Raw genomic sequence first — 14,413 nt, forward strand, 5'->3', positions numbered from 1 at the left:
TCAAACCCTTCGTCGGTCGTCCAATCCGACGTTCAGCCTGCCACGTCGTCGGCGGACCACCAACCTCGCGTCCGGTGTTCCGCCCCCGATCGCCACCTGCCCCTGTCCCCGCCACCGTGCGACGAGGTCGTCCACGGCCCGCAGCTGGGTGTCTCCGAGACCGCGCGCACCGGCCGCGAGGAGCCAGCTGCGCAGCACCCGCCTGCGGACGGGTGGCGCCGACAGTGCGAGCAGGGCGGTGTCGATTTCGCCGTCCACCACGACTTTTGCTTGGGCGTCGGCGGCCAGCGTGTCGAGGACCGCTCCTTCCTCGCGCAGGTGTTCCCCGGTGCGGGCGAGGGCTCCGGCGACGCCGCCGCCCAGCACGTCCTCGAGCAGCGGCAGCACCTCGGTGCGCAGCCGCACCCGCACGAAGTCGGGTGAGGCGTTGTGCGGGTCCTCGTACGGGCTCAGTCCCAGTTCCGCGCAGGCCTGCCGGGTCACCGCGCGGCGCACGTCCAGCAGCGGACGCCCCCACGGGCTGTCGTACGCGCTCATCCCCCAGATGGATCGACCGCCCGAACCGCGCGACAACCCCAGCAACACCGTTTCGGCCTGGTCGTCGAGGGTGTGCCCCAGCAGCACCGGGCGGGTTCCGCGCGCCGAGTCGAGGGCGCGGTAACGGGCCTGTCGGGCGGCCGCCTCGAGCCCGCCCGACCCGGTCACATCGACGGGAAGCACCTCGGCGGACGCGCAGCCGAGCGCTCGGGCACGGGCTGCCGCCTCGTCGGCCACGTCGGCGGAACCCGGCTGCAGCCGATGATCGACGACGAGGGCACACACCGACCGTGCCTCGACGGCGGCCGCCGCGGTCAGTGCCAGTGAGTCGGCGCCACCCGACAACGCGACCGCGATCTCACCGTCCGGGGCGTGCGCCGCGATCCAGCGCCGCAGGGCGTGACGAACCTCGAGGATCGCCGGCTCCTCGGGAAGCACCATCACCGGCTCAGCCCTTCTCGAATCAGCCCAGAACCCGGGACACCCAGACGTCCGGCGCGTCGATCTCTGCGAGCCGGGGCAACGTGTCGGGGCCGGTCCACACGACGTTGAACCGGTCCATCCCGACCTTGTCCACGACGGCGTCGACGAACGCCTTACCGCGCACGTACTGCGCCATCTTGGCGTCCATTCCGAGCAGTGCACGGATGAGACGCTGCACAGGATTGCTCTTGCGGCGGCGCCGCTGATCGAACGCTGCCCGGATCGCGGCCACCGACGGCACGACCGCGGGGCCGACGGCGTCCATCACGTGGTCCGCATGTCCCTCGAGGAGGGTGCCGAGCACCAGCAGGCGGTCGAGCGCCTCACGTTGCGGCTCGGCCTGCGTCGCGCGCAGCAGTCCGACGATGCCGCCCGGTGCGCCCGAGTCGTCCGGCTCCGTGCGCCCGCGGGCGCGCAGCGCGGAGGACAACCGGCCGACCATGTCGGTGAGGGACTCGTCTTCGGCGGATCCGAGGGTCTCCACCGACTCCTGCATGTATCCGGTGAGCCACGGTGAGGACGAGAACTGCACCCGGTGCGTCACCTCGTGGAGGCACACCCAGAGCCGGAAGTCGCTGGGCCGCACCCGCAACGTGCGCTCGACGGACACCACGTTGGGCGCCACGAGCAGCAGGGTTCCGTTGTCGCCGGTGAACGGGTCGTACTGGCCGAGGATCGCCGACGACAGGTACGCGAGCATCGCCCCGGCCTGAATGCCTGCCGGCTTGCCGACCAGCGTGCCGGGAGCGGCGTCGCCGCCCGTGAGTTGCGACATCGAATGCGCGGCGGCGTGGATCCACCCGGCCCGGTCGAGGATCTGGGCGGTCGGCACCGGAAGTCCGTCGGCGAGGCCGGTGACTTCCCGGACGGGCAGTTCCGCGCGCATCGACGCGTCGGCCAGTTCCGCGACCACGGTTTCGGCGGTGTACCGCGACGTCACCGGTCCGCTGCGCGCGAGTTTCACCCCCGTCCTGGCTGCCAGCTTCCAGTCGACGGCGCCGCTGAAGGCATTTCCCTCGGCGGCCATCACTGGCACCCGCACGTGCGGAGCGCGGCCGCCAGTGCGTCGAGTGCGGGACGGCTGACCTCCGGCGGGCGGTCGTTGGACATCAGCGCGAACGTGAGGACACGCCCGTTCTGGTCCACCACGTAGCCGGCGAGCGCGCTGGCCGTGGACAGGGTGCCGGTCTTCGCCCGCACCCATCCGGCGCCCGTGCGGTTCCCCGACGCGTACCGGTCCGACAGGCTGCCCGTGGCACCGGCCACCGGCAGGTAGTCGAGCATCGGGCGCAGGGCCGGATTGCCGTCGCCCGCGGCGGCCGTGAGGACCTGGTCGAGCGTGTGCGGGGCGATGCGGTCGTCGACGGACAACCCGCTGGCGTCGTGCAGGGTGAACCCCGACAGATCGAAGCCGGCCGCGGTCAGGGTCTGGCCGATGGTCGCGACGGCGCCGTCGAACGATGCTTCCGCGCCGGCATTCATGGCAACCTCCCGCCCGATCGCTTCGGCAAGCACATTGTCCGAGTGTTCCATCATCTGCCGCAACCGGTCGCGCAGCGGCGCGGACTGCACGCTCGCCACGGTAGCCGCACCGGGCGCCGCGACCCCCGACGTGACCGCCGACGGGGCGACGCCGAGCGCACCGGCGAGCGTCCGCCCGGCGTCGAGCGCGGGTGTCGCACTGCGCGGCGACTCGTCCACGAGCGGGTCGGCCCGTCCGCCGTCGATCATGATCGGTTCGGTGGGGGTGATGAATCCGGCGCCGACGTCCGTCGGGAACCACCCCTGCGCCATGGTGTCGCCCGAGTAGATGCTGGTGTCGACCACGATGCTCGTCACCTGGATGCCCGCGTTCCGGATCTGATCGACCAGTTGCGAGATGTGCGCCGCACCCGGGTAATAGCCGTTCTCCCCGACCGGTTTCGCGGTGAGTGTGGGATCACCGCCGGCAACGAGGACGATCTCGCCGGGAGTCGCCCCCTGCACCACCTTCGTCGTCACGCGACGGTCGGACGGCAACGCCAGCAACGCGGATCCCGCGGTGAGGACCTTGGTGGTCGACGCCGGGGTCATCGGGGTCTGCGGGTTGACACTCCACAGGACCTGACCGGTGACCGCGTCGGCGACCGTTCCGCTGAACTTGCCGAGGTCGGGGTTGGCGGCGGCCGGACCGACTGCGGCGGCGATCCCCTGCGCCGTCGGCATCGGGGCGTCGTCCGGCACCGGCGTGACCTGCGGGGCCGCCGTGATCGGTGCCGGTTCGGGCGCGATCGTCAGTTCACCGCGCCCCGCCGACGCGTTGTGCGCGGTCACCGCGACCACCAGAACAGCCGCCATCGCGAGCACCACGACGACGACCGACGCGAACAGAATTCGCATGTTCCGACGGTGGCGTCCCGCCAACGAGCCCATCTTCTTCTTTCCCTGGCTCGGCAACGCGCCTCCGTCTTCACTGTGATTCGTGGGTGGTCAGACAACCAACCTTATCCTCGACCCGATATCCTCTCCCCGAATCATCATCGACACGACAGCGAGGAATCGGCGTGGAGTTCGACGTCACCATCGAGATCCCCAAGGGTCAGCGAAACAAGTACGAGGTCGACCACGTGACCGGTCGCGTGAAGCTGGACCGCTACCTCTACACCGCGTTCGGCTACCCGGCCGACTACGGCTTCATCGAGAACACGCTCGGCGAGGACGGCGACCCGCTGGACGCGCTGGTCCTGCTCCCCGAGTCCGTGTTCCCCGGCGTCATCGTCGAGGCACGTCCGGTCGGCATGTTCAAGATGGTCGACGAGGCCGGCGGCGACGACAAGGTGCTGTGTGTGCCGGCCGGCGACCCGCGCTGGGATCACATCCAGGACATCGGCGACGTTCCGCAGTTCGAACTGGATGCCATCAAGCACTTCTTCGTCCACTACAAGGACCTCGAGCCGGGCAAGCACGTCGAGGCCGCCGACTGGGTCGGGGTGGCCGAGGCGAAGGCCGAGGTCGAGGCCTCGTTCAAGCGTCTGAAGGACAACGGCGGGCACTGAGCCGGCGGCGAATCGTCGGGCACTGAGCCGGCAGCGAATCGTCTGGCACTGAGCCTCCCGATATTTACGGCAACGGCGCCCATCCCCCGCAGGGGTGGGCGCCGTTGGCGTCTCACTCCTGCGCGTCTCCCCGCGCCGCGGCCTGGAGGCCGGACTCGCTGCGGAGTGGCACTTCCTTCCACAGCAGAGTGAGGACGAAGGCGACGACGGCGAGCATCGACACGCTGAGGAAGACGGATCCGATTGCGTCGGCGAATCCTTCGCGGAAGGGCAGGGCCAGCACGTCGTCGAGTTTTCCGATCACCGAGCTGTCCGTGAGGACTCCGCTGACGCCGGCGTGGTCGGGGCTGAGGATCCCTTGGCCCATGGCGGCCTCCGCGGGGTCGTTGCTCTGTGCGGCCGCGGCCACGGCTCGACGGAAGTCGGCTGTGCCGGCGGCGGCTGTCACGCGTTCGCCGATGGCCGGGGTGAGGCGGGAGAAGAGGATCGACAGGAAGATTGCGACGCCTGCGGTGCCGCCGATCTGCCGGAAGAACGTGGCCGCTCCGGTCGACACCCCCATGTCCTGCGGGGGCAGTGCGTTCTGAATGGCGAGGGTGAGGGGCTGCATCAGGTTTCCGAGACCGAGTCCGAGGATCAGCATGAACACCATCACGACGGGCATCGGGGTGTCGGCGGCCAGCGTGTGCAGCAGGAACGCGCCGATCCCGATCAGAGCGGTGCCCAGGATCGGGAAGTACCGGTACCGCCCGGTCCGCGAGATCATCTGACCGCTGACCACCGAGCCGGCCATGAGGCCGAGGACCATCGGCAGAATCTGGAACCCGGCCAGGGTGGGGCTCGAGCCCTTCACCACCTGTAAGTACTGCGGCAGCAAGGTGATACCGCCGAACATGACGGCGCCCACGACTAGGCTGATCACGACACCGAGCGCGAAGGTGCTGTTACGGAAGAAGCGCATCGGGATGAGTGCGTCGTCCTTCATCGCCAATTCCACCGACACGAAGGCGAGCACACCGATGACGCCGATCACGTAGCACGCCAACGACTTCGAGCTGTCCCACCCCCAGCTGTGCCCCTGTTCGGCGACCACGAGCAGCGGCACCACACCCACCGCGAGGGCGATCGCGCCCCACCAGTCGATCCGCCGGCTTCCGCTCGGTCGCCGCGGCAGGTGCAGCACGCGGGAGACGACCGTGAGCGCGACCAGTCCCACCGGCACGTTGACGAGGAAAACCCAACGCCAGCCGTCGATTCCGAGGATCACATCCTGCCCGGCGAACACTCCGCCGAGGACGGGGCCGAGGACGCTGGAGGTGCCGAACACGGCCAGGAAGTAGCCCTGATATTTGGCCCGTTCACGCGGGGAGACGATGTCGCCGATGATGGTGAGCGCCAACGAGAACAGACCGCCCGCGCCGAGCCCCTGCACTGCACGGAAGGCCGCGAGCATGTACATCGACGTCGAGAAGGTGCACATGACCGAGCCGATCACGAACACCGTGATCGCGAACATGAAGAACGGTTTGCGGCCGTAGATGTCGGACAGTTTGCCGTAGAGCGGCGTCGCCAGGGTGGCGGTGACGAGGTATGCGGTGGTGGCCCACGCCTGCAGCGAATACCCGTCGAGGTCGTCGGCGATGGTCCGGATCGCCGTCGCCACGATCGTCTGGTCGAGCGCGGCGAGGAACATGCCGAGCATCAACCCACTGAGTACAGCCAGGATCTGCCGGTGGGTGTAGGCCACCGGCGTTTCGACCGAATTCGACACTGTTTCCTCGCTGCGCTGTCGTTTACTTGTAGTCCGCAAGTATGCGAGGGCGGCGAGGTTTCGGGCAACTGATGAACTGGGCTTTACCTGCGGATAAGCGACTACGACGCGGCCGCACCCCGTCCCGGAGGTGCGGCCGCGTCGGCGGACGGACTATTCGCCCGTGAATTCGGGGGCGCGCTTCTCGAAGACGGCGGTGATCGCCTCGGTCAGGTCCTGCGACGGCAGGAACGCGGCGTTCCACGCGGCGACGTAGCGGAGGCTGTCGTCGACGGCGGCCGCGCGGGAGTGGTCGAGGACGTCCTTGATGCCGTGCACGACGAGCGGCGGGTTCGCCGCGATCTCGGCCGCGGTCGCGTGCGCGGCGGCGAGGACGGCGTCGACGTCCGCGAAGACACCGTTGACGAGACCGATCTTCTCGGCGCGCCCGGAGTCGATGTCCTTACCGGTGAGCGCGAGTTCCCGCAGGTGGCCGTCGCCGATGATGGCGGGCAGCCTGGCGAAGCTGCCCATGTCCGCGACGATCGCGACTTTGACCTCACGGATGCTGAACTTCGCGTCGGTGCTGGCGTAGCGAATGTCGCACGCGGAGATCAGGTCGACGCCGCCGCCGATGCACCAGCCCTGGACGGCCGCGACCACCGGCTTGCGGCAGTCGGCGACCGCATTGATGCCGGACTGCATCCGCTTGATCATGTCGTGGAACGCGGTACGCGGGCCGGCCTGCGCCTTGTCGGCGAGGACGGACCCGAAGCTGCCGCTCATGGCGGGCAGATCCAGACCGAAGGAGAAGTTCTTGCCGGAGCCGGCGATCACCACGGCCCGCACGTCCGGATCGGTGTCGAGTTCCCCGAAGATCTCGGGGAGCTCGCTCCAGAAATCCGGGCCCATCGCGTTGCCCTTTCCGGGTCCGATGAGCGTCACCTGCGCGACGTGATCCTTGCGCTCGACGGTGAACGCATTCCAGGTCTTCTGTTCGGTCATTACTCCAGAGTAACCACCGCTCTTCGAGGTCAGGAGAAATACCCTGGAGGTCTCTGCACCGTCTTGTGAACGGACAGCCGCCATGACGCACCGGACGACCCCGGCCGGCAACGCCGTAGTCGTCGGCGCCGGAATGGGGGGACTGCTTGCCGCGGCGGCTCTCGCCGGCTCGTTCCGGAGCGTCGTCGTCCTCGACCGCGACATCCTGCCCGACACAGCCGTCGCGCGCAGGTGCGTGCCGCAGGCCCGGCACGTGCACGCGCTTCTCGCAGGCGGGCAGGCCGCGATGGAGGACCTCCTGCCGGGGTTCGTGTCCGAGCTCCTGGCCCTCGGCGCCACCGCGGGCGACGCACTGGGCGACATCCGGTGGATCGTCGACGGGCATCGGATGGCGCGCGAGATCAGTGGCGTCCCCGGTATTCTCGCGAGCAGACCGCTCGTCGAGTGGCAGATGCGCAACCGGGTCGAGGCCCTGCCGAACGTGCGGATACGGGACCGCTCCGACGTCACGGGTCTCACCGTCGACGGCGGACAGGTGACCGGCGTGACCGTGCAGCACCGGGGCGGCGTCCCGCCGGAGGTCGTCGAGACCGATCTCGTCGTGGACTCGTCCGGCCGCAGTTCGCAGACTGTCGCCCGGCTCGGCGAGCTGGGGTTCGCGCCGCCGGCCGAGACGCAGCTGGCCGTGGACGTCAGCTACGCGACGCGGCACTTCCGGCTCGACCCGCCGCATCTGGACGGGGATTCCGGCATCGGGATGGCGCCGGGACCGTCGAGTCCGCGCAGCGGATTCATGGGCGTGCAGGAGGACGGCACCTGGATCGTCACTCTCGCCGGGTACGGGGACGACGTGCCGCCACTGGATCCGGACGGCTTCCTCGACTTCGTGAAGTCGTTTCCCGCCCCCGACATGTACGACGCACTGCGCACGGCCGAGCCGGTGGACGACGGCGTGCGCTACCGGATCCCGACGACCGTCCGGCGGCACTATTCCGCAGACGATCTACCGTCGAATTACCTGCCGTTCGCGGACGCCATCTGCTCGTTCAACCCGATCTACGGTCAGGGCATGAGCGTCGCCGCGGTGGAGGCGACGATCCTGCGGGACTGCCTGCGGTCGGAGCGGACGCATCTCGGTCGCCGGTTCCTCCGTGGGGCGAACCGGTGTATCGATGCCGCGTGGACGCTCACCGTCGACAACGACCTGCGGATCCCGGCCGTGCCCGGTCGACGGTCGGCGCGGGTCCGGTTGGTCAATGCGTACACGTCCCGGCTCGATCGGGCGGCGTCCGTCGACCCGGCCGTGGGGTCCGCGTTCCTCCGGGTGACGCATCTGCTCGACCGCCCGGGGGTGCTGCTCCGGCCCGCGACGGTGCTGCGGGTTCTGCTTGCCTCCCGCTGACGGGCGACCGCCAGATTACCTGTATGTTTGCGTCACAGATACCTGAAGGGTCTGCGCCGCCACGAGAGGAAATCCGTGCTCGACATCGCCTGGAACCCGACGCTGAACACGCTGACCCGCAACGCCTGGCGACTGTCCTTCGGCGGCGGAATCGCACCGGTCCAGCGAACCCCGTCGACGCGCATCCGCGAGGCGCCCCATCAGGACCTGTACCGATTCGACAGCACCGAGACCGACGGCGGCCGGCCCGTCCTTCTCGTGCCTCCGCTCGCCGCGCCCGCACACTGCTTCGACCTCCGGCCGGGCCAGAGCCTGGCCGCGCACCTGGCCGGTTCCGGCAAGGCGGCGTATCTCGTCGACTACGGCACCATGGGCTATTCCGACCGCGGCCTCGGGTTCGAGGACTGGATCGACGACTTCATCCCGGCGGCGGTCGAGCGGGTGTCCCGACTCCACGGCGGTGCACCCGTCGACCTGATCGGCTGGAGCCTCGGGGGAACGATGTCGCTGCTCACGGCGGCGGGCCGGAACTATCTGCCGATCGGTTCCGTGACGGCGATCGGCACGCCGATCGACTACGAGTCGGTGACCATGATCGCGCCGCTGCGGATGGTCGGCCGGTTCACCGGCGATCGCCCCCTCACCCCGCGACTTCGGCGATGGGCGGACTCCCCGCGCCGCTGGTCCAGGCGAGCTACCGCTTCACCGCGCTTCAGCGCGAGCTCACCAAGCCGTGGTTCATCGCCCGGAACCTGCACGACACCGAGACCCTCGCGCGCATGGAGTCCATCGACCGGTTCATGGCCGACATGCCGGGTTATCCGGCCCGGTTCTTCCGCCAGGTCTGCACCCAGCTGATCCTCGGGAACGCGCTCGCCGCGGGGAGTTTCCAGACCCGGAACGGCGCGATCGCGCTGGCCGATCTCGCGGTGCCGGTTCTCGCGATCGGCGGCACCGAGGACGTCATCGCCCCGATCCCGTCGGTCCGGGCGGCGACCGACGTGTTCACCGGTTCTCCGTCGGTGCGGTTCGAGTCCGCGCCGGGCAGCCACCTCGGGCTCGTCGCGGGCCCGAAGGCGAGGGACTCCACGTGGGCGCACATCGACGGATTCCTCGACGGGGTCGTCGCGCACACCGCCTGAGATCAGGTCAGCCCGGCCCTCGCGACGGCGCCCGCGAACAGTGCGGTGACCGCGGCGCCCATCGTCGCCTGATCCACTTCCTCGGGATCGACGGAGTGCTCGAGCACGAGACCGGAGATGAGGGCCATCAGCGAGATGGCCGTGGTGCGGACGTCGAACGTGTCGTCGACCCCCCACTCCCGCGCGCGCTCGCCGATCAATTCGACGAGCCTTCCCCGCAATTGCCGCCGCTCCCGCAGGTAGGCCTGGGCGATCTGCGGGTCGCGTGCGGCGAGCACACCGAATTCGAGTACCAGCAGCGACCACCCCGGCTCGCGCACCATCCACGACGCGATCGCCTCGCCGCCTTTGCCCGCGGCATCCGAGGGGTTCATGCCGGCGATCTCGGCGAGGACCCGTCCCGCCAGTTCGAGTGAGCGCGCGGCGAAGAGTTCGGCGAACAGGTCCTGCTTCGACTCGAAGTTCGAGTAGACCGCCCCCTTGGTGAATCCGGCCCGGCGTGCCACCTCGGCGAGCCTGGCCGCACTGAAGCCGCGCTCGGCGAATTCCTCCGCCGCGGCGTCGAGGAGGCGCTGACGCACGACGTCACGACCGGGACGCGTCGTGGGCGCCCATTCGGTGTGACGACTGTCCGGTTGACGATCTGCAGTCACGATACCTAGGGTATTCAATACCCACGGTATCGACAAGGATCGAGGACGTCCGATGACCATGACCGACAGCGAATCCACCACCCCGGCTCCCGTGCACCACGACAGCCCGGTGTCGAAGTACGGCGCACCCAAGGTGATGGTCGCGCTGGTCTTCGGCGTTCTCCTCCTCCAGCTCGGCTTCATCCTCAGCTACGTGGCCGCGTTCCATCAGCCCACGCCCCGCGACATCGAGATCGGCGTCGTCGCGGCGGAGGGACTGCCCGCAGGCACGGACCAGCAGGTCGCCGACCGGCTCGATGCGATCGACGACAGGCCGCTGCGCGCCCGTGTCGTCTCGGACACCGCGGAAGCCCGGCGGCTCCTCCACGACCGCGAGATCCAGGGTGCGTTCGTCATGAACCCCGTCGGCCCCGACACCCTGATCACGGCGAGCGCGGGCGGCAGCTCCATCTCCAGCGCGCTCGAATCGGTCTTCGCCCAGGTGGAGAACAGCCAGGGTCGCCAGTTCACGGTCCGCGACGAAATTCCGGTCGGCGCACACGACAACCGCGGACTGTCCGGCTTCTATCTCGCGGTCGGGTGGGTGGTCGGCGGCTACCTGCTCGCGGCGGCGATCGGCCTGTTCATCGGCGCCCCGCGAAGCCTCCGCCAGGCGACCGTGCACACGGCTGTCCTGTTCGGCTACGCCGTGGTGTCCGGCGCCCTCGGCGCCCTGATCACCACTCACGTGCTCGGCACGTTCGCAGGCCATTGGTTCCCGCTGTGGCTACTCGGAACAGGTGTCGTCTTCGGCACCGCCGTGTTCACGCTGGGGTTGCGCGCCTCGGTCGGCATCCTTGCGGTGCCCCTCGCGATCGCCGTCTTCGTCATTCTCGGCAATCCCAGCGCCGGCGGTGCGTTCGGTTCGAACGTCATTCCCGCCTTCTACGCGGCCATCGGACGCTGGATCACCCCGGGCGCCGGCACCGAGGGAATTCGAAGCATCGTGTACTTCGACGACGTGGGGCTCGGACAGCCCGCGCTCGCCCTCGCGCTCTATTCCGTGGTCGGGCTCGGACTGCTGTTCGGGTTCACCGCCCGGCGCCTCCGGAAGCCGGAATCGACTACGCCCCGTTCCGATGTCGTGTCGGACGACGCTTCTTGATGTCGTACCGGAGGAATGGACCTACTCTTGGTTCATGCCGACGCCCCTGCACCCCCACGCCGCGCATGTCGCCGAGACTCTGATCGCGCGAGGACACCATGGGGTGATCGTGACCCAGCCCGACTCCACCCACTCCGCGGCCGAGGCGGCGGAGTCTCTGGGGGTCGATATCGGCGCCATCACCAAGTCGCTGGTATTCCTCCTGGACGACGATCCGATCCTGCTCCTCGTGTCGGGGGCGCACGAGGTGGATCTGGCGAACACGGGCAAACGACTGCAGGGAAATCTGACCCGGGCACCCCTCGACATGGTGCGGATCGCGACCGGACAGCCGATCGGGGGTATCGCCCCGCTCGGACATCCCACGAACCTTCCGACGTACGTCGACAACGCCCTGTCGGAGTACGCGGAACTGTGGGCGGCCGCCGGGCACCCGGACACGGTCTTCCGCACGTCGTTCTCCGAGTTGGTGCGGATCACCGCGGGCCTGGCGATCGACGTCGACTGAATCCCGGGCGGTTGACGCCCCTATAGTTGACGTCAGATCTCGTGAACGAGAATGACACAGTGCCCGCACGGGCCGACCCGGAGAATGATTTGTCCGACAGAGCCGAGAACGCCGAAACCGTCGATGGTTCGGACCTCCCCCGCGACCATCGACTCGCCCCCGGAATCTGTGCCGAGGATTACCGCGCAGCCCTGCGTCGGCACCCGGCGGGCGTCACCATCGTGACCCTCGATTCGGGGTCCGGCCCGGTCGGCTTCACCGCGTCCTCGTTCTCCTCGGTTTCACTGGACCCGCCGTTGGTGTCGTTCAACATCGCGAACACGTCGTCCAGCATCGATGCACTTCATTCCGCGGATTCGCTGGTGATTCACCTCCTCGGCGAGCACCAGCAGCACCTGGCTCAGCGATTCTCCCGAAGCGCCGACCAGCGGTTCTCCGACGAGTCGCTCTGGGCGCGACTCGACACCGGCGAACCGGTCCTCCACGGAACTCCCAGCTGGTTGCGGGTGATCGTGGACCAGCTGATTCCCGTCGGCGATCACACGCTCGTCATCGGCCTCGTCACCCGCGTTCATGCCGAGGCAGACGACGACTCCGCTTCGGCTCCCCTGCTGTATCACGAGGGCCGGTACTACCGGCCCACTCCGCTCGGTTCAGCGAACAACGGCAACTGACCAGGTCAGGACGCCAGTACCCGCTCGCGGAGGGGGAGGTCGAAGCGACGCAGCGCCTCGTCGACGGCGTCGGCGGAGGTGACGAGACCTCGCTCCTCCAGCCACGGGAGGGTGCCGTCGACGAGCTGCTCCAGAACCCTGGGCAGCGACAGCGGCAGCACGGTCACACCGTCGGCGACGCCTGCCGCCTGGATGTCGGCGATGAGTCCGGCGAGGCCGACCGGAGTTCCGATGTACTGCAACGACACCGGAGCACGGGGCGTCGCCAGGGCGCTGTCGAGGAGGGCCAGCTCCTTGCGGGCGGCGCGGGCCTCCACGGCGATGAGCACCTCGAGGTCCACCAGGACGGTGACGCTGTCGGGGTCGCGACCGTCGGCGACGAGTTCGGCGCGGATCCGTGCGCGTTCCTGCTGCGCCTCACGCAGATCGGACGCCCGGATCCGGACGACGTTCGGCGGGAACGACGTGAGGTCGAGCTGATCCGTCGAATCGGCGGTCAGGTCCACCCAGTAGTCCGCGCCGTTGATCGGCCGCGTGCCGGTGGCACCCTCGGCCGCCGGGTGGTGGCCGGAGCCGGTCAGTTCGACGGCGACGCGAAGTGGACGGGATACGAAGGCATTGTCTCGAGACATAGGGGTTCCTCGGGAATGACGTGTGAATGAAACGGAGCTGGAAGAACGGTCAGCTCGAACACATACCCGAGGCGGTTCGGCACAGATCGACATGCCGACGGCACCAGTGAGCAATCATTGTGCTCCCAGCCTGCGATGCCATGCGGTCATACTAGCGCGTCCCGCGAAAAACGCGTCTCCGGCACCGGATTCCACTGGCCGCTCTCCTTGGCGTAGGTCCAGCTCCGGCGGCCCGCCACCAGGGTGCGCACCGCGTCGACCAGCCGATCCACGTCCTCGGAGCAGCTTCCGAGACCCACACTCACCCGCACGGCGCCGTCGGGCCTGCCGAGGCGGCCCAGCAGAGGATGGGCGCAGAACCGCCCGTCGCGAACTCCGATTCCATGTTCGGCGGAGAGGTAGGCGGCGATCTCTCCCGGCTCGAACCCGTCGATCGTGAACGTCACGATCCCCACGGTGTCGGGGGCGTCCGACCACAGCCGCAGGAACTCCAGGCCGTCGACGGAGCCGAGGCCGTCGAGGAGCCGGCCGGTGAGTGCCGCCTCGTGTGCGGCCACCGTGCCGAAGTCCAGCTCGGACAGTGCATCGCACGCGGCGGCGAGCGCCGCCGCGCCGAGCACGTTGGGGGTTCCGGCCTCGTGCCGGGCAGGGGCGGGCGCCCACTGGGTCGATTCGACGGTCACGTTCCGGACCGCCCCGCCGCCTGCGAGATAGGGCTCGGCGGCGTCCAGCCAGTCCCGGCGGCCCACCAGCACACCGGCGCCGAAGGGGGCATACAGCTTGTGCCCGGAGAACGCGAGGTAGTCGACGCCCCACTCCTCGACGTCGATGCGCCGGTGCGGCGCGAGCTGAGCGGCGTCGACGAGAATCCGTGCGCCGCAACGATGCGCCACCTCGGCGAGGGCGGCGATCGGCAGAACCTCGCCGGTCACGTTGGATGCACCCGTCACCGCGAGCAGGGCGGTGGGCTTGGAGCACAGTTCTGCGACGAGCAGGCGGACCGTCTCCTCCAGCGTGTCCGCCGCCCTCACGACGCGAGAGTTCTTCCACGGCAGCAGGTTCGCATGATGCTCGATGTCGAGGACGACGGTGCTGCCGGGGGCGCAGCCGGCCAGCAGATTCAGCGAGTCGGTCGTGTTCCGGGTGAAGACCACCACCTGGTCCTCCCCCGCTCCGACGAACCGGGCGACAGAGTCGCGGGCGTTCTCGTAGCACTCGGTCGAGACCCGCGACGCGTAGCCGGCGCCGCGGTGCACGCTGGAGTACGTCGGTAGCAGTGCCCCGATCCGGTCGGTCACCTGCGCCAACGCCGGCGCACTGGCGGCGTAGTCGAAGTTGACGTAGGCGCAGTCGCCGCCCTGAACGAGCGGAACCCGCAGGTCGGAGCCCGAAACCTGGGCCAAGGGGGCAACACACACGTCAGCGGTCAGTACAGCAGTCATCACGAC

16 protein-coding genes are annotated in these 14,413 nt (G+C 69.1%); 7 read left to right on the forward strand and 9 right to left on the reverse strand.

What is annotated here, in order from left to right:
- From tilS to dacB, 3 genes are read right to left on the reverse strand one after another with little or no spacing between them, the layout of a single operon-like run.
- Window positions 1–978 carry a tRNA lysidine(34) synthetase TilS gene (gene tilS, locus QM841_RS40140; RefSeq protein WP_283336363.1) on the reverse strand — a complete coding sequence of 326 codons (978 nt, stop codon included), beginning with the start codon at window positions 976–978 and terminating at the stop codon, window positions 1–3.
- A 22-nt stretch (window positions 979–1,000) separates the two neighbouring features.
- Window positions 1,001–2,047 (reverse strand): Rv3626c family coenzyme F420 biosynthesis-associated protein, encoded by a 1,047-nt coding sequence (locus QM841_RS40145; protein WP_280779126.1) that lies wholly within the window; start codon window positions 2,045–2,047, stop codon window positions 1,001–1,003.
- Window positions 2,047–3,432: a D-alanyl-D-alanine carboxypeptidase/D-alanyl-D-alanine endopeptidase gene (dacB, locus tag QM841_RS40150; protein ID WP_283336393.1), complete on the reverse strand. Its 1,386-nt coding sequence runs from the start codon at window positions 3,430–3,432 to the stop codon at window positions 2,047–2,049. Before dacB ends, QM841_RS40145 begins: the two co-directional genes overlap by 1 nt.
- Before the next feature lie 131 nt (window positions 3,433–3,563).
- On the opposite strand from dacB, the gene QM841_RS40155 reads away from it, so the two are divergent.
- On the forward strand, window positions 3,564–4,055 hold the full coding sequence (locus QM841_RS40155) for an inorganic diphosphatase (RefSeq protein WP_009477470.1): 492 nt from the start codon (window positions 3,564–3,566) through the stop codon (window positions 4,053–4,055).
- Between the two features lie 112 nt (window positions 4,056–4,167).
- Here the strand turns inward: QM841_RS40155 and QM841_RS40160 are convergent, their stop codons facing one another.
- Both QM841_RS40160 and QM841_RS40165 read right to left on the reverse strand, forming a co-directional pair.
- Window positions 4,168–5,865, reverse strand: a complete 1,698-nt coding sequence (locus tag QM841_RS40160; RefSeq protein ID WP_280779128.1) for an MDR family MFS transporter — start codon at window positions 5,863–5,865, stop codon at window positions 4,168–4,170.
- 114 nt (window positions 5,866–5,979) lie between these two features.
- A complete protein-coding gene (locus QM841_RS40165) occupies window positions 5,980–6,810 on the reverse strand; it encodes a crotonase/enoyl-CoA hydratase family protein (RefSeq protein ID WP_280779129.1) in 831 nt (276 codons plus the stop codon).
- An 82-nt stretch (window positions 6,811–6,892) separates the two neighbouring features.
- Here QM841_RS40165 and QM841_RS40170 point away from each other — a divergent pair, with 82 nt between their 5' ends.
- The 3 genes from QM841_RS40170 (at window position 6,893) to QM841_RS40180 (ending at window position 9,354) form a co-directional block, all read left to right on the forward strand.
- Window positions 6,893–8,212 (forward strand): monooxygenase, encoded by a 1,320-nt coding sequence (locus QM841_RS40170; protein ID WP_283336364.1) that lies wholly within the window; start codon window positions 6,893–6,895, stop codon window positions 8,210–8,212.
- 75 nt (window positions 8,213–8,287) lie between these two features.
- On the forward strand, window positions 8,288–9,070 hold the full coding sequence (locus QM841_RS40175) for an alpha/beta fold hydrolase (protein WP_283336365.1): 783 nt from the start codon (window positions 8,288–8,290) through the stop codon (window positions 9,068–9,070).
- Window positions 8,992–9,354 carry a hypothetical protein gene (locus QM841_RS40180; RefSeq protein ID WP_283336366.1) on the forward strand — a complete coding sequence of 121 codons (363 nt, stop codon included), beginning with the start codon at window positions 8,992–8,994 and terminating at the stop codon, window positions 9,352–9,354. Before QM841_RS40175 ends, QM841_RS40180 begins: the two co-directional genes overlap by 79 nt.
- A 2-nt stretch (window positions 9,355–9,356) precedes the next feature.
- Here the strand turns inward: QM841_RS40180 and QM841_RS40185 are convergent, their stop codons facing one another.
- Window positions 9,357–9,935: a TetR/AcrR family transcriptional regulator gene (locus QM841_RS40185; RefSeq protein WP_283336394.1), complete on the reverse strand. Its 579-nt coding sequence runs from the start codon at window positions 9,933–9,935 to the stop codon at window positions 9,357–9,359.
- Between the two features lie 124 nt (window positions 9,936–10,059).
- Between QM841_RS40185 and QM841_RS40190 the strand changes: the two genes are divergently transcribed.
- The 3 genes from QM841_RS40190 to QM841_RS40200 all read left to right on the forward strand — a co-directional run bounded on the left by QM841_RS40190 (window position 10,060) and on the right by QM841_RS40200 (window position 12,333).
- A complete protein-coding gene (locus tag QM841_RS40190; RefSeq protein WP_280779132.1) occupies window positions 10,060–11,151 on the forward strand; it encodes an ABC-2 transporter permease in 1,092 nt (363 codons plus the stop codon).
- Between the two features lie 34 nt (window positions 11,152–11,185).
- On the forward strand, window positions 11,186–11,659 hold the full coding sequence (locus tag QM841_RS40195; RefSeq protein WP_005244991.1) for a YbaK/EbsC family protein: 474 nt from the start codon (window positions 11,186–11,188) through the stop codon (window positions 11,657–11,659).
- Window positions 11,660–11,823: 164 nt separating this feature from the next.
- Window positions 11,824–12,333, forward strand: a complete 510-nt coding sequence (locus QM841_RS40200; RefSeq protein WP_342365522.1) for a flavin reductase family protein — start codon at window positions 11,824–11,826, stop codon at window positions 12,331–12,333.
- A 5-nt stretch (window positions 12,334–12,338) separates the two neighbouring features.
- Here QM841_RS40200 and QM841_RS40205 read toward each other — a convergent pair whose 3' ends face one another.
- Genes QM841_RS40205 through QM841_RS40210 form a run of 3 tightly spaced genes read right to left on the reverse strand, consistent with a single transcriptional unit; the run spans window position 12,339 to window position 14,407 of the window.
- Entirely contained in the window at window positions 12,339–12,965 is a 627-nt protein-coding gene (locus QM841_RS40205; RefSeq protein WP_283336367.1) for an LLM class oxidoreductase, read from the reverse strand.
- 49 nt (window positions 12,966–13,014) lie between these two features.
- A complete protein-coding gene (locus QM841_RS43690) occupies window positions 13,015–13,107 on the reverse strand; it encodes a putative leader peptide (protein ID WP_368680942.1) in 93 nt (30 codons plus the stop codon).
- A gap of 4 nt (window positions 13,108–13,111) precedes the next feature.
- Window positions 13,112–14,407: an aminotransferase class V-fold PLP-dependent enzyme gene (locus QM841_RS40210; protein ID WP_283336368.1), complete on the reverse strand. Its 1,296-nt coding sequence runs from the start codon at window positions 14,405–14,407 to the stop codon at window positions 13,112–13,114.
- Window positions 14,408–14,413: the final 6 nt, after the last annotated feature.

It is taken from the genome of Rhodococcus sp. IEGM 1307, assembly GCF_030056915.1.
GTDB classification, from domain to species: domain Bacteria; phylum Actinomycetota; class Actinomycetes; order Mycobacteriales; family Mycobacteriaceae; genus Rhodococcus_F; species Rhodococcus_F opacus_D.

Coding starts and splice junctions, on each gene's coding strand:
- tilS (WP_283336363.1), bottom strand. CDS start 978: ATGGTGCTTCCCGAGGAGCCGGCGATCCTCGAGGTTCGTCACGCCCTG.
- QM841_RS40145 (WP_280779126.1), bottom strand. CDS start 2,047: ATGGCCGCCGAGGGAAATGCCTTCAGCGGCGCCGTCGACTGGAAGCTG.
- dacB (WP_283336393.1), bottom strand. CDS start 3,432: ATGGGCTCGTTGGCGGGACGCCACCGTCGGAACATGCGAATTCTGTTC.
- QM841_RS40165 (WP_280779129.1), bottom strand. CDS start 6,810: ATGACCGAACAGAAGACCTGGAATGCGTTCACCGTCGAGCGCAAGGAT.
- QM841_RS40170 (WP_283336364.1), top strand. CDS start 6,893: ATGACGCACCGGACGACCCCGGCCGGCAACGCCGTAGTCGTCGGCGCC.
- QM841_RS40180 (WP_283336366.1), top strand. CDS start 8,992: ATGGAGTCCATCGACCGGTTCATGGCCGACATGCCGGGTTATCCGGCC.
- QM841_RS40190 (WP_280779132.1), top strand. CDS start 10,060: ATGACCATGACCGACAGCGAATCCACCACCCCGGCTCCCGTGCACCAC.
- QM841_RS40195 (WP_005244991.1), top strand. CDS start 11,186: ATGCCGACGCCCCTGCACCCCCACGCCGCGCATGTCGCCGAGACTCTG.
- QM841_RS40205 (WP_283336367.1), bottom strand. CDS start 12,965: ATGTCTCGAGACAATGCCTTCGTATCCCGTCCACTTCGCGTCGCCGTC.
- QM841_RS43690 (WP_368680942.1), bottom strand. CDS start 13,107: ATGGCATCGCAGGCTGGGAGCACAATGATTGCTCACTGGTGCCGTCGG.
- QM841_RS40210 (WP_283336368.1), bottom strand. CDS start 14,407: ATGACTGCTGTACTGACCGCTGACGTGTGTGTTGCCCCCTTGGCCCAG.